The organism is Pseudomonas sp. GW823-FHT06E10 (assembly GCF_058794995.1).
Genome location: NZ_JBXAHJ010000008.1, coordinates 135,995 through 153,863, shown reverse-complemented (window position 1 = coordinate 153,863; position 17,869 = coordinate 135,995). Strand labels below are relative to the sequence as shown.

The window sequence follows — 17,869 nt, the reverse complement described above, 5'->3', positions numbered from 1 at the left end:
TCTAGGAGATAATAGCGAGCGGGGCAATTAGAAGGCCTTCGCCTGATGCCGGGAAAAGTGTATAGATTTTAGAATTGCCTTAAATATTATTGCGCTGGGCGTTGGTCTATGGTAGGCGAGTTGGTTATGGTTGCGGGACAGGGATGCGGAACAGAATGATTAGGCCAATCATCAACATTGGTTGTCAGGCAGTTTTTAAACTAATGTTCGCTATCGCATCTCTGAAAGTAGTGGCGTTTTATGTTGGGCCGAGCGGCATGGCTGTAGTTGGACAGATACAGGCCTTTCTTCAGATTTTAAGTGCTGGTGTATCTTCGGTAACGACCACCGGTGTGGTAAAGCTAATAGCTGAAGATAAATATCCAAAAGAGCGAGTCCTGCAGTCGTCATTGATGCTGCTATTGGCTTTTAGTTTTTCTTTCGCTTTGGTTTTGCTTTTCTCAAGCACACTTATTTCAAATTTTTTCTTACAAGGTGGGTGGGCAGAGGTGTTGATGCTTCTGCCTCTAGGTGCATTTTTTATAGGTTTGAATAATTTATTCATTTCTTATTTTAATGGTGGTCAAAAATACAGTGAGTATTTTTGGTATTCCGTGATAACAGCATTTTTTACAGCGCTGTTGACGTGTGCTTGTTCCATTGTTTTTGGCAAGCCAGGAGCTGTTTATTCAATAGCGCTGGCACCTGCTATTGCGGGTGTGTGCGTGCTGCTTCTGCCTGCGAGATTTCGACTTCCACGCCTCAATCTGGTTAGTTTGGATGTTGAAGTCATAAAAATATTGTTGTCTTACTCCCTTATGGCCTTGGGGTCGGTAGTCATAGTCTACGGCGTTCAGATTGTCCTGCGAGACTATATATCTACTAACGGCTCAATGGCTGAGGCAGGCACGTGGTATGCAGTGACTCGTCTGTCCGACATATACATGGGTATATGTAGTGTTCTCTTTTCTACGTTGTTGTTACCTAAGTACAGTTCACAAGAGGGTAGGGGGCTGACGAGTTTAGTGTTTCGTATAGGGGTAATGGCACTCGGTTTTGTTGTTGTGATGGCTGTCTCTGTAAACGTATTGGCGAGCTTCGCTATTTGGTTGATTTATGGTGATGCTTTTGCAGCTGCAACCGGAATCATGAAGGTTTATGTAATTGGCGATGCTTTAAAGTGTCTGAGTTGGGTGTTTCTTTATGTGATGATAGCTAAACAGCATGTTCGATTCTATCTCGCCTACGAAATGCTTAGTGCGTTGTTGTATCTCCTTTTCTGTGTTTTGTGTTATCGGTTTTATGGTTTCAATAATATGGCTTATGGATATCCACTGCAGGGGGCTGTTTCTCTGACTGTGGTATTAATATGGTTCTTGGTAACGCGATACAACTCAACGCCTTTAGAACAGAATAATAAGTATGACGCAGTATAATATTGTATATGTTGTGGTTTGGTTGCTGGCTATTCTCTCATTGAGAAAAGATAATCTTCCTTCGGCATGGTTGTTTTTTTTACAGGTGACGTTGCTTGCCTTGTTTGTGGGGTTGAAGTTTCAAACCGGATATGATTGGCCAATCTATGAGGCGCATTACGCTGCGGTCCAAAGTGGGGAGGCTTTTTATCTTGATTTTGAGTTTGGGTACGAGTGGCTTGTCCAGTTTTCAACAAGTATAGGGTTGGCGTTCGAGCAGTTTTCTGCGGTAATAAGTATATTGGAGGTTTCTTTTATAGCTTTCGCAGCAAGACGATTTTTTCCCAGGTATTGCCTGGTCGTTATGGCGATAATGTACTCGGTTCCAGATTTTTATTTGATACCTGCATTTTCTCTGCTTAGGCAAGGTCTTGCAGTTAGTATATTTTTGATAGGTGTGTATAAGTTTTTTTCAGATAAAAAAATCTCAGGCTTCGTCTTCTTTGCGATTGCTTGCTCGTTGCACTATTCGGTTGTAGGTGGGTTGTTGCTACTTGCATTGCTCTATATGTTTCCCTTAAGTCGAAGGGCGTTTTCATTGGTTTTTGCTGCTTCGGTGGTGCTGTATGTATCCTCTTTTGATATCATTCGCGGTGTTGTTGAGGTTCTGATTGTTTACGTCAATCCAAAATATATGATTTATTTGGATCGTGATGTTTTTAATGCGTCCTTTGCATATCGGGCTGCATTTGCTGTCGTTTCACTAGTGTTTTTTGTATGTATATATGGGGCATGGGTAAAACATGAGTCCTCTAGTGTTGAGAACCTTGGTGATGGGGGCGGGGTACAAACCTGTCGGCTAGCCTTGTTGGGGCTGCTCATTCCTTTGATTATATTTGGATTTCCAACTCTATCCACCCGGTATCAGTTTTTCTTCGCCATATTTCTTGTAGGGTGTGCACTCGGGGCTTTGCAGTATGTGACATACGCAAGTCGCATTATTGTCATATTTGTGGTTGCGATAATTGCATACTTGCCATTCTATAGATTTCTCTCAAGTCCGCTTTCTATTGTTTATATACCCTATCAAAGTCAGCTCTTTTATGATCATAAAAATTCGACTGGGCAAGATCGTACCAATGATTTGCTCAACCAATTAGACGTGCTGTGGTCCAAATAATGAAAACAAGTAAACATATCGTTCTGCTTACTACCAAATACGCAGATGACAAAAAAGATGCCTGGTTGACTAATGAGTTGGCCTACTCATTGAATGAGGAAGGGCATAATGTCTCGGTGGTTGTTTTCTCGTGGCTCAAGAATGAACCTGTGTCATTCACTAAGGTGATTGATGGTATCAAGGTTATCAGGGTCAAGCTTCCGGCTATATTTTACAATACAGGGGTCATCGGTACTGCCCTGAAGATTTTCCTGTTTCCCTTCCTGGCTCGCCATGAAGTGCGAAAGCAAGTGGATAAATGCGACTTGTTAATTGCCAATACGCCTTGTGTGACTATTTTGGGGATGTCGCGTTATTTTAGGAAGAAATATGACTCCCGGTCTTTTCTGGTGCTCTGGGATTTCTTCCCATATTACTTGAAAGACCTTGGTGCTATTAGAAATAAGCTGTTTTTTGGCTTTTTCCGTTATCTTGAGCAGATAATGTATAAAAGTTTTGATCGTATCGGATGCATGACTGAAGGGAATGCGAAATTCCTGTTTGATAATTTTCCGGCAGTGGATAAGCAGCGTGTTGAAATTTTGCCTCTTTGGGCGAAGATCAAGCAGGTTGATCCGATAGATAAGTCTGAAATAAGGTTGAAGTACGATTTGCCATCGGCGGGGTTTATCGCTGTTTATGGTGGTGCAATGTCTATTGTTCAGGAGTTGGACAATATTCTCGATTTGGCCGAGCTTTACTCTGGTGGTGATGTGACCTTCCTTTTTATTGGCAAGGGGACTGAGAAGGAAAGGTTGGAGAAGTCGGTAATTGCTCGAGGGTTAAAGAACGTAAAGTTTATCGACTACGTGCCTCGTGATGAGTATCAGCATGTAGTTCAGGCCTGTGATGTGGGTCTGATTTCGCTGTCTAAGAAGTTAACTGTGCCGAGCTTTCCCTCTAAGTCATTAGATTATTTTAAAGTTTCTCTTCCGGTGCTTGCGTCTTTGGATTCAGTTACGGATTTTGGAGATATCCTTGAAAACAAAATATGTGCTGGTTTTGCCGTAGTGGCGGGAGATGTAACTAATCTAAAAGGCAAGTTGGACTTGTTGATTAAGGATGCTGAGCTCTGTAAGGCGCTAGGGGCCAATGGTCGGCGCTATTACGAAAAATACTTGAGCGTCGAGAACGCAAGAAGTATTATCATTTCATCACAATAAGTGGGGTCTTCTCATGGCTATTTCTTTCAGTAACTCAACGCTTTTGATCACCGGTGGCACCGGGTCGTTTGGTAATGCTGTGCTGAAACGGTTTCTCGATACCGATATCAAAGAAATCCGCGTGTTCAGCCGAGACGAGAAAAAGCAAGATGACATGCGTAAAAAATACGCAAACACCAAGCTGAAGTTTTATATTGGCGACGTCAGAGATTTCCAAAGTGTGCTCAACGCTACTCGTGGAGTAGATTATATTTTTCACGCCGCTGCCTTGAAGCAGGTCCCTTCATGCGAATTCCATCCAATGGAGGCTGTGAAAACAAATGTGCTTGGTACGGATAACGTACTGGAAGCGGCAATACAGAATAACGTCAAGCGCGTAGTTTGCCTGAGTACCGATAAAGCTGTTTATCCAATCAATGCAATGGGTATATCCAAAGCAATGATGGAAAAAGTAATGGTTGCCAAATCGCGTAACGATAATAATACGGTTATCTGCGGTACTCGCTACGGTAACGTGATGGCGTCCCGCGGTTCCGTTATTCCTTTGTTTGTTGATCAGATCCGCTCGGGCATACCTCTGAGCCTGACTGATCCAAACATGACGCGATTCATGATGACTTTGGCAGATGCGGTCGATCTGGTTTTGTATGCTTTTGAGCATGGCACAAATGGTGACATGTTCGTCCAGAAAGCTCCTGCAGCGACTGTGGAAGTATTGGCGAAAGCATTGATCAATATGCTTAATGTGCCAGATCATCCCGTTCAGGTTATTGGCACCCGTCATGGTGAAAAGCTTTTCGAAGCGTTGCTTAGTCGCGAAGAAATGGCCTGCGCAGAAGACCGCGGTGACTACTTCCGCGTACCGCCGGATCTGCGGGATCTGAATTACTCCAAGTTTGTGGAGCAGGGTGAGACTAAAATTTCTCGCACAGAAGACTACAACTCGCATAATACCGAGCGTCTTGATGTAGAAGGTATGCAGAAACTGCTCCTCAAGTTAAACTTTATGCGCGCTATCCAGCGTGGTGAGCACGCCACACCTGAGGAATAAGTAATGAAGGTTCTGATTACAGGTGCCAATGGTTTTGTCGGCCAGAATCTTATTTCGCATCTGAGCGAGAAGTCAGATGTCGAAGTGGTGCGCTTTACCCGCGAAGATTCGCTGGAAAACCTACCGAGTCTGGTTGCCCAGGTTGACTTTATTTTCCATCTGGCCGGTGTCAATCGTCCGTTGGACCCGCAGGAGTTTCATACCGGCAATACCGATTTGACTCGTGCGCTCTGTGATGCTATTCGTCTCGGTGGCCGGAAAGTTCCAGTATTGTATACGTCGTCGAGTCAAGCGGAGTTGGATAACCCATACGGCAGCAGTAAGCTTGGTGCCGAGCAAGTACTGCTTGATCTGAACTCGAAAAATGGTTCGGAAGTACACTTGTTTCGTTTGCCTAATGTATTTGGTAAGTGGGCTCGTCCTAACTATAATTCAGCGGTTGCAACTTTTTGCAATAATATCGCTCGCGGTCTGCCAATTCAAATCAATGATCCACATGCGCGCATTAATCTGGTTTACATAGATGATGTAATTGCATGCTTCATTGCTGTAATGGAAGGGAAGAAGTCGGGCTCGCCGTTTGTTAGTGTTGAGCCTCAATATAATATTACGGTGGGTGAGCTTTCTGAGCAATTGGCGGCCTTCCGTGATAGTCGAAAGTCGATGATTACCGAGTCGGTAGGGACTGGGCTTGTAAGGGCTCTTTATTCCACTTACTTGAGTTATCTGCCGCCCGAGCGTTTTACTTACGAAGTTCCCAAGCACGGTGATCCGCGCGGGGTTTTTGTGGAGATGCTTAAAACCAAAGAGGCCGGACAGTTTTCTTACTTTACTGCGCACCCAGGAATAACACGCGGCGGGCATTACCATCACACAAAGACGGAAAAGTTTCTTGTCATCAAAGGCACGGCATGTTTCCGTTTTCGTCATATTGTTTCGGGCGAGTTTTACGAATTGTTCACTTCCGGAGAAAATCCGGAAATTGTCGAAACAGTTCCAGGCTGGAGCCACGACATTACCAATATTGGCAGTGAGGAAATGATCGTTATGCTTTGGGCTAACGAGATTTTTGATCGCGAAGCACCTGATACGTTTACCTTTCCTGTTGGTACTGAAGCGTAATAACCGTATGCGCCGCTTTATTCCTTAAATAAGGAATGGGGCGGCGCTGTGCTTTTATGGGGGCTTGCGATCGCTTGAAGTGGTAGTCTTGTAAATCCGGTTTTTGACAGTTCGTCACCCACTCGCTGGGTCAAAAACAGGCCGGAAAGTCTGTTGGTATTGACTTTTTCGTTGGAGTTATTCCTCGAAGGGATCACCACGGGGTGATCGGATGTGGCCACCGAGCGTGGTGGAGATGAGGCGCGATCGATGGTGAACCGCCCTTTATCGCCCGTTCGCACTCAATCACCCAGGATGCAGAAGCCAAGTGGTGTAGCGTCCACTCGTCCATTAATGGCCCCCATTGGGCTTCATCCATGCTAATGGATAGCGTTAGTGGCAGTTGAAGATTAGAATTGTTGATCGTTTTTATCACTTATTAAAATGTGACGTTTAAAAATGAAAAAATTGAAAATCGTTACCGTAGTGGGTACTCGCCCGGAAATCATTCGCCTGTCGCGCGTCATGGCCGCTCTGGACAGGGACTGCGACCATGTTCTAGTGCACACCGGGCAGAATTATGACTATGAATTGAACGAGATTTTCTTTCAGGATCTCGGTATCCGTAAACCCGACCACTTTCTGAATGCTGCTGGTGCAACAGGTGCGGAAACCATCGGTAACGTCATTATTACCGTTGATCGCGTGCTGGCCGAGGTTCAGCCTGAGGCTCTTCTCGTCCTCGGCGACACCAACAGCTGCATGGCGGTCATTCCCGCCAAACGTCGCAAAATTCCGACCTTCCATATGGAAGCTGGTAACCGCTGCTTCGACATGCGTGTACCTGAAGAGATCAACCGACGTATTGTGGATCACACCGCAGATATCAATTTAACTTACAGTACCATTGCGCGTGACTATCTGCTAAGTGAAGGTTTGCCACCAGACAGGGTCATCAAAACTGGCAGCCCGATGTTTGAGGTACTTAATTATTATCGTGAAGGTATCGATTCTTCGGACGTGCTGGAGCGGCTTGGGCTTGAGCAGGGCAAGTTTTTTGTAGTGAGCGCACACCGTGAAGAAAATATTGATTCCGATACTAACTTCGGCAAGCTTGTTGACGTGCTCAACGCAGTCGCGGCGCACTATGACTATCCGGTAATTGTTTCCACTCACCCGCGGACACAGAAGCGTGTCGATGCCATGGGGGTGAAGTTTCACGAGAATGTTCGTCTGTTAAAGCCGCTCGGCTTCAAGGACTACAACAAGTTGCAGCTTGAGTCCAAAGCAGTACTTTCCGATAGCGGTACGATCAATGAAGAATCCTCCATTCTCAATTTCCCGGCGTTGAATATCCGTGAGGCGCACGAGCGTCCAGAGGGTATGGAAGAAGCCGCTGTGATGATGGTTGGCCTTGAGTCCGAGCGAGTGATGCAGGCCTTGCAGGTGCTGGACGGTCAAAGCCGAGGCGAGGTTCGCAGTCTGCGCCTGGTGGCAGACTACAGCATGCCGAATGTGGCCGATAAGGTGGTTCGAATCGTTCACAGCTACCTTGATTATGTAAATCGCGTGGTTTGGAAAAAGTATTGAGTTGAGCTGTGGGAATGTCTGAGAATAAATTAAGGATTTTAGTAGTTACTCAGTATTTTTGGCCTGAGAATATGCGTATCAATGATTTGGTACGCGATTTTTCGGATAATGGTCATGAGGTGACTGTTTTGACAGGATGGCCCAACTATCCTGAAGGCGCGGTATTCTCTGAATATAAGACCAATCCTGAGGGCTTCAAGAGTTACTTTGGTGCACGTATAGTCCGAGTTCCATTGGTCTCGCGCGGCAAGAGAAGTATCCGCTTGATGCTAAATTACCTTTCTTTTTTTTTCAGCGCTTCCACAATAGGTGCTGCGAAACTCCGTAACGAAAAATTCGATGCGGTTTTCGTATATGCGGTTTCTCCGATTATGGCTGCGATTCCGGCGGTTGTAATTGGACGTATGAAGAAAGCTCCGGTTTATGTTTGGGTTCTTGACCTATGGCCGGAAACCCTTCGAGCTGTTGGCGTATTGCGCAATCCTACCCTGCTGGCAATGGTTGGGCGCGTGGTTTCGTGGATCTATAACCGCGCCGATTATTTGCTTTTACAATCAGAAGGCTTCTCAAGCAGTGTAAAGCAATATTGCACTAAAGAGATTTCTCCAGAGCGCCTGGTTTATTTTCCAAGTTGGGCGGAAGATGAATTTTCGGGCTGTCCAGAAAAGTCATCAAGTTTGCTAGAGCGGGATGACTCTACCTTTACGGTCGTTTTTGCCGGTAATTTGGGTGACGCTCAGGATTTGCCAGCAGTGCTGGATGCCGCTGAGTCCTTGAAGCATAGCGCCTCAGTACGCTGGGTAATCGTCGGGGACGGCCGCATGAGTAAGTGGCTGGGCGAGCAAGTTGAATCAAGAGGCTTGCAGAACGTATTGCTGCTGGGCCGGCACCCGCTGAGCGCCATGCCAGAAATCTTTGCCTGCGCGGATGCGTTACTGGTTTCGCTGAAAACCAACGATGTGTTTGAAAAAACAGTTCCCGGGAAAGTCCAAGCCTATTTGGCATCGAGCAAACCAATCCTGGGGATGATCAATGGTGAGGCTGCGAGAATTATTGAGGACTCCGGTTGCGGTTACACCTGCCCTTCAGGAGATGCTCAGGGGCTTGCGCGAATCACCCTGAAAATGGCAACCACGGATTCTGTTCAGCGTGAATTCATGGGGCAGGCCGGCCGTTCGTATTATTGGAGCCACTTTTCGAAAGTTACTCTTTTACGACGTTTGGAAGCACTGTTCCGTGCAGGGACTTTACGAAGGGATGTCAAATAAATAATGACGAAGTCAATATTTTTAACCGGTGCAACCGGGTTCGTAGGCGGAGCAGTTTTTAGCCGTTTGCTCACGGATAATTACACTGTTATTGCCGCTTTACGTAAAGGGACGGACTTACGTGAAGATCATGTTGCGAAGATTCACGTAGACAACATTGACGGAACCACTGACTGGCAGGGTAGTCTTGCCGGCGTGGACGTCATCATACATTCAGCAGCTCGTGTTCATGTAATGAATGACACTGAAGCCAACCCCTTGGCTGCCTTTAGGCAGGTCAATGTGGATGGCACGCTCAACTTGGCACGTCATGCGGCTGCGGCCGGTGTTCGACGGTTTATCTTTATCAGTTCGATCAAGGTAAACGGAGAAGGCACATTGTCAAACACCACCTATTCGCCTGAGGATACACCTGCCCCGGCAGACCCGTATGGCATTTCCAAGATGGAGGCAGAGCAGGGGCTTCGTGAGCTCGCGGCGAAAACGGGTATGGAGGTTGTCATTATCCGCCCAGTGCTGGTTTATGGCCCCGGGGTAAAAGCTAATTTCCGGAATATGATGCAGTGGCTTGATAAAGGTGTTCCCTTGCCTTTCGGCGCCATTCATAACAGCCGCAGTCTGGTCGCCTTGGATAATCTGGTGGACTTGATTCTCACCTGCATCAGTCATCCCGCGGCGGCCAACCAGACATTCCTGGTCAGTGATGGCGAAGATCTTTCTACAACGCAGTTGCTGCGAAAAATGGCATTTGCTCTTGGGCGGTCGGCGCGTCTATTACCAGTGCCGTCCTGGGTATTAGGTGGCGGTGCGACAGTGTTGGGCAGAAAAGACCTGTCAAATCGACTGTGTGGGTCTCTGCGGGTAGACATCAGTAAAACGCGCGCCCTGCTTGGTTGGTCCCCACCGGTCTCGGTGGATGACGCTCTGAAAGCTACCGCACAATATTTTCGAGAAAGTAAAATAAAATGATTTATTGGTGGTTGATTCCCGCGGTGGCTGGTGTTTCATTGATATTAACTGCGCTACTGCGTCGTTATGCTTTGGCTCGCAGCATTGTTGATATTCCCAACGCTCGAAGTTCTCACTCGATACCAACTCCTCGCGGTGGCGGAGTTGCGATTGTTCTCGCGTTCTTGCTGGTACTGCCTTTTCTGGGTTGGGCTCAACTGGTCTCGTTGCCCGTATTGGTGGCTATCGGGGGAGCAGGGGCATTAGTAGCTGTGGTCGGCTTTATGGACGACCACGGTCATATCGCTGCTCGTTGGCGCTTGCTTGGACATTTTTGTGCTGCCGCTTGGGCTTTGATCTGGCTGGGGGGCTTACCTCCCCTCACCTTGTTCGGAATGGGCGTCGATCTTGGCTGGTTTGGTTATATTTTGGCTGCTTTCTATTTGGTATGGATGCTGAATCTGTATAATTTCATGGACGGAATCGACGGTATCGCCAGTGTTGAGGCGATTTGTTCCTGCTTGGGAGCCTGTCTGCTCTATTGGTTGAGCGGATTTGAAAACCTGATGTGGGTCGCGGGAATGTTGGCCATGGCCGTAGTGGGATTCTTGTTCTGGAACTTCCCTCCAGCACGCATTTTTATGGGAGACGCCGGCAGCGGGTTCCTGGGTGTAGTGCTTGCTATCATCTCTATTCAGGCTGCCTGGACGGCGCCGCAATTACTCTGGGCCTGGCTGATTTTATTGGGGGTTTTCATTGTTGATGCGACCTTCACTTTAATTCGACGCCTTGTTCGTGGTGATAAAGTTTACGAAGCTCATCGCAGCCATGCGTATCAGTTCGCATCGCGCAGATATGGCAAACACCTGCCAGTGACGCTAGCGGTAGGGGCAATTAACATCGGCTGGTTGCTGCCCATCGCATTGTGCGTGAGCTACTTCGGGCTGGATGGCGCGCTAGGTCTGGTTCTTGCCTACATTCCTTTAGTGATTTTGGCGGTGAAGTTCCATGCGGGCGAACTCGAAAGAAGCCAGATGTTCGGCAACTGATTCATGGGTTTTTGAAGTGACGAGTGCGTCAGGAGACGTACACGCGTTCAACTGGGAAGCGTTTCGAGGTGTACGAGGGCGTTATGGATAAGTTACGCACGCTGTTGCTGGGGTTGCCGCGTCGGCAAAAGCGCCTCATTCAGGTTTCGACGGATGTCATTCTGGTATGGGTAGCGCTTTGGCTGGCATTTTTGGTACGGCTCGGCATTGACGACATGGTCAATCCGCTGATTGCCCACACTTGGCTTTTTTTGAGTGCCCCGGTGGTCGCAATCCCTTTGTTCATCCGCTTTGGCATGTATCGTGCTGTGATGCGATATTTTGGCAACGATGCTCTTATAGCGATTATCAAAGCGGTCAGTTTGTCGTCTCTAATTCTTGGTGTATTTGTTTATTGGTACAGCAATCATCAAAATCTTGTTCCGCGGTCGATCATTTTCAACTATTGGTGGCTGAGTCTGATTATGGTTGGCGGATTGCGTCTGGCGATGCGGCAATACTTCCTGGGTGATTGGTTTGCTGCTGCGCAGCATGTACCTTTTACCAATAGGGACGACGGTTTACCCAGAGTCGCCATTTTTGGCGCTGGCGCGGCAGGAAATCAGCTGGTAGCCGCACTGCGTATGGGGCGCATGATGCGTCCGGTGGCCTTTATAGACGATGATAAGAGCATCGCTGATCGTGTTATTTCCGGGCTTCAGGTTTATAAGCCAAAGCATATTCAACAGATGATCGACGAGACAGGGGCTCAGGAAATTCTGTTAGCAATTCCTTCTGCTAGTCGTGGCCGGCGTCGCGAAATTCTTGGTTTCCTCGAAGGTTTTCCGCTCCATGTTCGAAGCGTTCCCGGATTCATGGACCTGGCTAGTGGCCGGGTCAAAGTCGATGACATTCAGGAAGTAGACATTGCCGACCTGTTGGGGCGTGACGCTGTTCCGGCCCAAGGTGATTTGCTGGAGCATTGCATAACGGGACAATCTGTTCTGGTCACCGGCGCTGGCGGATCAATTGGCTCAGAACTATGTCGTCAGATTCTTTCTTTGGGACCGACGACGCTTCTGTTGTTTGAACATAGCGAGTTTAATCTCTACAGCATCTTGTCCGAACTTGAGCAGCGCGTAAGCAGAGAATCGCTCTCTGTTCGTCTTTTGCCCATCCTGGGATCGGTACGAAATAAGGAAAAATTACTAGATGTGATGAGGGTCTGGCGCGTAGATACGGTTTATCACGCGGCAGCTTACAAGCACGTACCGATGGTTGAGCACAATATTGCCGAGGGTGTACTAAATAATGTAATCGGTACACTCAATACCGCTCAGGCGGCGTTAATGGCGGGTGTCGCCAACTTTGTTTTGATATCGACAGATAAAGCGGTGCGCCCGACAAACGTAATGGGCAGCACAAAACGTCTCGCTGAGTTGACGCTACAGGCGCTCAGTCGAGAACTTGCCCCGGCACTATTCGGTGATGACACCAACGTTTCGCGGGTAAACAAGACGCGCTTCACTATGGTACGTTTTGGCAATGTTCTTGGGTCCTCTGGTTCGGTCATCCCGTTATTTCACAAGCAGATTAAATCCGGCGGGCCACTGACGGTTACCCATCCCAAGATCACTCGTTATTTCATGACTATTCCCGAGGCGGCCCAGCTTGTAATCCAGGCAGGTTCGATGGGGCAGGGTGGCGACGTCTTTGTATTAGATATGGGAGAGCCAGTAAAAATCGTAGAGCTTGCTGAAAAGATGATCCATCTTTCGGGCTTGAGTGTGCGTTCGGAAAAGAACCCGCATGGGGATATTTCTATCGAGTTCACTGGTTTGCGACCCGGCGAAAAGCTTTACGAAGAGCTGCTGATTGGTGACAACGTGGCGGCCACCCAGCATCCGATGATCATGACTGCAAATGAGGACCATCTTCCCTGGGATGTACTCAAAATCAAGCTGGCAGAATTACTTTGCTCGATTGAACAGGACGATTACGTGCGTGTCCGCCAACTTCTACGCGAAACCGTCAGTGGTTACGCTCCTGACGGCGATATCGTCGACTGGATCTACCAGCAGCGCCGTTTGGAACCTTGATTGCTTCACATTCGGAAACGTACACGTTTTTGACAGTTCCATAACATGGCCTAAATTGGGGGAGCAGCTTAGGAAAAGCTGCTTCTTTCAACTCATGTCATGGAGCATCATCATGCGTAAAGGTTACTTCTACTCTTTGTTTTTTGCCCTTTTGAGCGGCGCTTCTGTTGCAGCTATTGCTGCTCCGGAAGCTAAAGCTGTTGAGTCTTCCATGGTCACGGAAGCTGCTACTAGAGCGAACACCTATAAAGTTGATCTCAATGGTGCAGATGCACAAACACTTCAACGTGAACTAATCGGTGTCGGGGAGGCGAAGGCCAAGGCAATTGTTGCGTATCGTGACAATAATGGGCCGTTTGCGTCAGTGGATGAACTCCTTGAGGTCAAGGGGATTGGTAAGGCAATTCTGGAAAGTAACCGAGACAGGATTGAAGTGAATTAATCGCGAGAGTCAGAAAAAGGCCGATCATTGATCGGCCTTTTTATTGGAGCGGGAAATAAGTTTGCAGCTTTTAGTCTTCAATCGCTTTTTTAGGCAGCATGATTGTCCGGACAGCAGCGAGCATTGTTCCGAGCATCAGTCCGAATATCAAACCTAAACCAACGATTAACGCCTTCCTCGGCTTGATAGGGCCTTGCGGGGGAGACGCCGGCCTGTCGATATTAACCAGATTAATCTGTTCAAAATTGACATGCAGATTTTTCAAGTGTGCCAGCTCTTCCCTGATCTCACCCAGGCCTTTTAAGAACAGCTCTTCGTTACTACGCTGTTTAAGCAGAGCAACTTTTCGGTTGTTAGCGAGAAGACTGAGCTCTTTCTGGATTTCATCAACGCGAGGTTCAGTAAAATCATCGGAGTTTCGGGCGACGAGTGTTGCGCGCTCTGCTTCAAGTGCCGACTGCCCCATAAAATACAGAGGTATTTGTTGGTTGCTTACTTCTGTGCGAATCATGTTGCCTTGCCTTGTTTGCCCAGCCTCTCCAAGGGCAGATGGCGTGGTAGGGGTAACAATTCCCAGATTTTTGGCAATCGATATTGCCTCATCCAACTGTTTCACACGATTTTGTCGACGGGTTTGCAGTTGTTGTCGCAGGGCTTTGAGTTCGTCCTGTAGAGTTTCTTTTTTTAACTGATCCTTTTCAAGGAGCTCTGCGATTTCTGAGTCTTTTTCGGCTTCATAGGCAGCTTTCTTGGATAACAGCTTTTTTTCTGTTTGCGCGATCCGGTTCTCAATAAGTGTTTTAAAATCCGCTTCGACTTTTTCTTTTTCGCGTTTGACTACAAACGCGGTAAAGTTGTTAACAATAGCCACCCCATCCACGCCAGATGGATACTCTACGCCAAGTTGAATTGCTTCCGAAAGATTAGCAGTTTTTTTAGGGTCGATTTGTTCGACTGTAAACGCACTGGTATTGAAACGTTCGAGGGTCTCCTCGATTGACTTGCCGTTGGCTTGTAGGGGAGCGAGTAAACCCGGATTGGCCTGGAAGAAACTTAAACGTTCGGTATAAGAATCCATGGACGAACCAATGCGTCTTAAGGCTTGCTCTGGTTGAATCTTATAAAGGCCGGACTCGTTTAACATGTCCAGGTCTGTAGCTGCCACAGGCCTGATTTCGTTCTGTACTTTATATTGAGGTTGCGCCGTTAATGCATAAGTTACTGCGATCGCTGTGGAAAGCCCGGTGAAGAGCAGAATAATAGATCTTTGCTTCCATAAGTCGCGAAGAAACTCTGTAATATCGATTTCATGATGTTCAATGTCAGGACGTATTTTTGTAGGGAAGTTCATGAAACCCTCAAATTACAAAAAGTCAGCTGGCGTTGAGAAATGCTCTATCGGTCTTCGCTGACAGTGGTGGTGAAAAATAATTAGTAACGTTTTGCATTCTCCCGTATCTACATTCTGACGGCAAGCTGTTGACAAGTTAAACCGCTGTTTATGCAATCTATTCCTACTCAGCGGAGCCGGCAGACTCCGCAGTATGCAGCAGGCAGGTCTTTGGTGCGTTGCTGTAAGGGTTCGAGTTACCGTCGTGCTGAAGGAGGGGACAGGAAGGGGCCATATTTTTGGGCTTGTCCGCGTGGCCGCTTGCCCGTCAGAAAAATTATGTGTGTAATAAAACAGTTAAATTATGCTTATAATGAAATCTCTGTTCTCATCCTAGTGTTCCCAGGAGCATAGTCATGAACTCTACCCAGTCCCAAGGTACGGCCCTCGTCACCGGTGCTTCTTCCGGCATCGGGGCGGTTTACGCTGAGCGGTTGGCAGCTCGTGGTTTTGATTTGTTGCTGGTGGCTCGCGACGAGCAGCGACTGGAGGCGGCCGCGAGCACACTGCGCACGGCGCATGGGATCAAGGTCGAAGTGCTGAAGGCGGATCTGACCCAAAAACAAGACGTGCTGCAGCTCGAACAGCGGTTACGCAGCGATTCAAGTATCAGTTTGTTGCTCAATAACGCCGGCGTGGCGGCGGACGGGCTATTGGCCAATGCCGATACCGATCAACTGGAGCGAATGATTCAGTTGAACATCACGGCGGTCACGCGATTGGCCGCGGCGGCTGCAGCCAGTTTTACCAAGGCCGGGCGCGGCACGATCATCAATATTGCATCGGTGGTGGCGTTGTTCCCCGAGCGTTTCAATGCGACGTACAGCGCCAGCAAGGCCTATGTGTTGAGCTTGACTCAATCGTTGAACGCCGAGCTGGATGGCACCGGTGTGAAGATCCAGGCGGTCCTGCCCGGTGTGACACGCACCGAGATCTGGGAGCGTTCTGGTATCGATGCGTCAGAGATTCCTGCGGACATGGTGATGGAGGCGGGCGAGATGGTCGATGCGGCGTTGTCGGGTCTGGACCAGGGTGAATTGATCACCATTCCTTCGTTACCGGATACGGGCGATTGGGATGCCTTTGTGGCGGCGCGTCTTGTGATGGCGCCGAACCTTTCCAAAAGCAAGGCCGCTGCCCGTTATCGGTAAGCGCCATCAACCGGCTTGAGGTATGTGTGGTATGAGTAATTGTCGTGTGGTTGTAACAGGTATGGGCCTGGTGTCGCCGCTGGGGAGCGGTGTCGAAATGGTCTGGGAGCGTCTGCTGGCCGGGCGTTCCGGGCTGCGCAATCTGCCGCAGGAGGTGGTTGCCGATCTGCCGGCCACGGTCGGTGGTGCCGTGCCCACGCTGGCTGACGATCCGGAGGCGGGGTTCGATCCGGACCGGGCAACCCCACCCAAGGAACAGAAGAAGATGGACCGCTTTATTCTGTTCGCCATGGAAGCGGCGCGTCAGGCACTGGAGCAAGCAGGCTGGCAGGCGCTGGACGCCAACGCCCAGGAGCGCACGGCCACCATCATCGGTTCAGGTGTGGGCGGTTTTGGCGCGATTGCGGATGCGGTACGTACGACCGACAGCCGTGGGCCGCGACGCTTGTCTCCGTTCACAATTCCTTCGTTTTTGGTCAATCTCGCGGCCGGCCATGTCTCGATAGCGCATGGCTTCAAAGGTCCATTGGGTGCGCCAGTTACGGCTTGCGCGGCCGGTGTGCAGGCAATCGGCGATGCGGCGCGTTTGATTCGTGCGGGGGAAGCGGACATTGCGGTATGCGGTGGCGCCGAAGCGGCGATCGATCGGGTCAGCCTTGCCGGGTTTGCGGCTGCTCGCGCCTTGTCCAGCGCTTACAACGAAACGCCTGAGCGCGCTTCGCGACCGTTCGACAGTGGTCGAGATGGATTTGTCATGGGAGAAGGGGCCGGGCTGCTGGTCATCGAGTCTCTGGACCATGCACTGGCCCGGGGGGCACACCCGCTGGCGGAGCTGGTCGGCTACGGCACCAGCGCCGATGCCTTTCACCTGACCGCCGGCCCCGAGGACGGCAGCGGTGCGCGGCGAGCGATGTCGTTGGCGTTGGCACAAGCAGGTGTTTCACCGGCTCAGGTTCAGCATCTGAATGCGCATGCAACCTCGACTCCGGTGGGGGATCTGGGAGAGCTGGCGGCGATCAAGGCATTGTTCGGCGCGCAAAACGGCATCGCCGTGACGTCGACCAAGTCGGCGACCGGGCATTTGCTCGGTGCAGCGGGTGGACTCGAAGCGATCTTTACGCTGCTGGCGATCCGCGACCAGATCGTGCCGGCGACCCTCAACTTCGAAAACCCGGACCCTGCCGCTGAAGGCGTGGACATCGTTCATGGCAATGCTCGGCCGATGGCCATCGAATACGCATTGTCCAACGGCTTCGGATTTGGCGGGGTCAATGCCAGTGTGCTGTTCAAGCGTTGGCAGGGTTAATCCTGCGAGTGTTTGAGGTGTTCGCGTGCGACGTCGAGAATCCGTTGGGCAAATTCGGCGTCGGCAACGCTACGCGATAACAGCAAGGCGCCGACCAGCGTAGACATGATCACAATGCTGCGCTCGGCGCTCCGCTCTCCGTCAAGGGTGTGCTGGATCTGATCGAGTCGCGCCTGGAGCACGACATCGCTGGTTGGACTCGGTTGACCACGCAGTCCCAGTTCCGAAGAAATGGTCAACAGCGGGCAGCCTTCCTGAGGTGAGGTTTGATGCCATTCGGACAGATAAGCGTCGATGAAGGATTCGAGTGGATGCTCTTCGGCGAAGATTTGCGCGCACAACTCGTCGACTTGTGCGCCAGCCTCTTGCAAGGCTTTCTCTACCAGTTCGTCTTTGGACTTGAAGTGCGAGTAAAAGCCACCGTGGGTCAAGCCCAGTGCTTTCATCAGGGGTTGCAGCCCGGTCGCGCCGATACCATCGCGTCGAAATCGCGCTGAAGCTTCTTTGATTATGCGTTGGTGGGTCTGGGCTTTATGGTCCTGCGAGTAACGCATCTGATATCTCCGCATCAATGCGGACATATTAACCAATGAAAATTGCATGGTGACTGTACTTCTACTTCTAAAAAACATGCAGCTGCTTCGATATGGGTCAAAAGCGGCATGATTTCAGGTGCTTTCACGCAAAAACAAACCCCGCCGTTTCAGGCGGGGTTTTCA

15 protein-coding genes are annotated in these 17,869 nt (G+C 49.4%); 13 read left to right on the top strand and 2 right to left on the bottom strand.

Annotated features, from left to right (window positions below; genetic code table 11):
* Nucleotides 1–155 precede the first annotated feature (155 nt).
* From AC1Q6Y_RS15300 to AC1Q6Y_RS15250, 11 genes are all read left to right on the top strand, one after another.
* Nucleotides 156–1,415, top strand: a complete 1,260-nt coding sequence (locus AC1Q6Y_RS15300) for an oligosaccharide flippase family protein (RefSeq protein ID WP_407514865.1) — start codon at nucleotides 156–158, stop codon at nucleotides 1,413–1,415.
* Nucleotides 1,402–2,574 carry an EpsG family protein gene (locus AC1Q6Y_RS15295; protein WP_492624760.1) on the top strand — a complete coding sequence of 391 codons (1,173 nt, stop codon included), beginning with the start codon at nucleotides 1,402–1,404 and terminating at the stop codon, nucleotides 2,572–2,574. Before AC1Q6Y_RS15300 ends, AC1Q6Y_RS15295 begins: the two co-directional genes overlap by 14 nt.
* On the top strand, nucleotides 2,574–3,776 hold the full coding sequence (locus AC1Q6Y_RS15290; protein WP_413425560.1) for a glycosyltransferase family 4 protein: 1,203 nt from the start codon (nucleotides 2,574–2,576) through the stop codon (nucleotides 3,774–3,776). The genes AC1Q6Y_RS15295 and AC1Q6Y_RS15290 overlap by 1 nt, the downstream gene beginning before the upstream one ends.
* 13 nt (nucleotides 3,777–3,789) lie before the next feature.
* The gene (locus AC1Q6Y_RS15285) at nucleotides 3,790–4,827 is read left to right on the top strand and encodes a polysaccharide biosynthesis protein (protein WP_057713776.1); all 1,038 of its coding nucleotides are present in this window, start codon (nucleotides 3,790–3,792) and stop codon (nucleotides 4,825–4,827) included.
* 3 nt (nucleotides 4,828–4,830) lie between these two features.
* Nucleotides 4,831–5,949 carry a UDP-2-acetamido-2,6-beta-L-arabino-hexul-4-ose reductase gene (gene wbjC / locus AC1Q6Y_RS15280; RefSeq protein ID WP_413425562.1) on the top strand — a complete coding sequence of 373 codons (1,119 nt, stop codon included), beginning with the start codon at nucleotides 4,831–4,833 and terminating at the stop codon, nucleotides 5,947–5,949.
* 438 nt (nucleotides 5,950–6,387) lie between these two features.
* The gene (gene wecB, locus AC1Q6Y_RS15275) at nucleotides 6,388–7,518 is read left to right on the top strand and encodes a non-hydrolyzing UDP-N-acetylglucosamine 2-epimerase (protein ID WP_057713778.1); all 1,131 of its coding nucleotides are present in this window, start codon (nucleotides 6,388–6,390) and stop codon (nucleotides 7,516–7,518) included.
* Between the two features lie 14 nt (nucleotides 7,519–7,532).
* Nucleotides 7,533–8,786 carry a glycosyltransferase family 4 protein gene (locus tag AC1Q6Y_RS15270; RefSeq protein WP_057713779.1) on the top strand — a complete coding sequence of 418 codons (1,254 nt, stop codon included), beginning with the start codon at nucleotides 7,533–7,535 and terminating at the stop codon, nucleotides 8,784–8,786.
* A 3-nt stretch (nucleotides 8,787–8,789) separates the two neighbouring features.
* Nucleotides 8,790–9,755, top strand: a complete 966-nt coding sequence (locus tag AC1Q6Y_RS15265) for a UDP-glucose 4-epimerase family protein (protein ID WP_057713780.1) — start codon at nucleotides 8,790–8,792, stop codon at nucleotides 9,753–9,755.
* Nucleotides 9,752–10,783 (top strand): MraY family glycosyltransferase, encoded by a 1,032-nt coding sequence (locus AC1Q6Y_RS15260; RefSeq protein WP_492624759.1) that lies wholly within the window; start codon nucleotides 9,752–9,754, stop codon nucleotides 10,781–10,783. The genes AC1Q6Y_RS15265 and AC1Q6Y_RS15260 overlap by 4 nt, the downstream gene beginning before the upstream one ends.
* Before the next feature lie 83 nt (nucleotides 10,784–10,866).
* Nucleotides 10,867–12,861, top strand: a complete 1,995-nt coding sequence (locus AC1Q6Y_RS15255) for a polysaccharide biosynthesis protein (RefSeq protein ID WP_057716575.1) — start codon at nucleotides 10,867–10,869, stop codon at nucleotides 12,859–12,861.
* A 112-nt stretch (nucleotides 12,862–12,973) separates the two neighbouring features.
* Nucleotides 12,974–13,303 (top strand): ComEA family DNA-binding protein, encoded by a 330-nt coding sequence (locus tag AC1Q6Y_RS15250; RefSeq protein WP_057713782.1) that lies wholly within the window; start codon nucleotides 12,974–12,976, stop codon nucleotides 13,301–13,303.
* A gap of 70 nt (nucleotides 13,304–13,373) precedes the next feature.
* On the opposite strand, the gene AC1Q6Y_RS15245 is transcribed toward AC1Q6Y_RS15250, so the two are convergent.
* A complete protein-coding gene (locus tag AC1Q6Y_RS15245) occupies nucleotides 13,374–14,654 on the bottom strand; it encodes a Wzz/FepE/Etk N-terminal domain-containing protein (RefSeq protein ID WP_492624758.1) in 1,281 nt (426 codons plus the stop codon).
* 395 nt (nucleotides 14,655–15,049) lie between these two features.
* Between AC1Q6Y_RS15245 and AC1Q6Y_RS15240 the strand changes: the two genes are divergently transcribed.
* Both AC1Q6Y_RS15240 and fabF read left to right on the top strand, forming a co-directional pair.
* Complete coding sequence (locus tag AC1Q6Y_RS15240; RefSeq protein ID WP_057713784.1) at nucleotides 15,050–15,844, top strand: SDR family NAD(P)-dependent oxidoreductase; 795 nt, start codon at nucleotides 15,050–15,052, stop codon at nucleotides 15,842–15,844.
* A gap of 31 nt (nucleotides 15,845–15,875) precedes the next feature.
* Nucleotides 15,876–17,150, top strand: coding sequence for a beta-ketoacyl-ACP synthase II (fabF, locus tag AC1Q6Y_RS15235; RefSeq protein WP_057713785.1), 1,275 nt, complete (start codon nucleotides 15,876–15,878; stop codon nucleotides 17,148–17,150).
* Here fabF and AC1Q6Y_RS15230 read toward each other — a convergent pair.
* Nucleotides 17,147–17,704, bottom strand: a complete 558-nt coding sequence (locus AC1Q6Y_RS15230; protein ID WP_057713786.1) for a TetR/AcrR family transcriptional regulator — start codon at nucleotides 17,702–17,704, stop codon at nucleotides 17,147–17,149. The two genes, fabF and AC1Q6Y_RS15230, sit on opposite strands and share 4 nt — an antisense overlap.
* Between the last annotated feature and the right edge of the window lie 165 nt (nucleotides 17,705–17,869).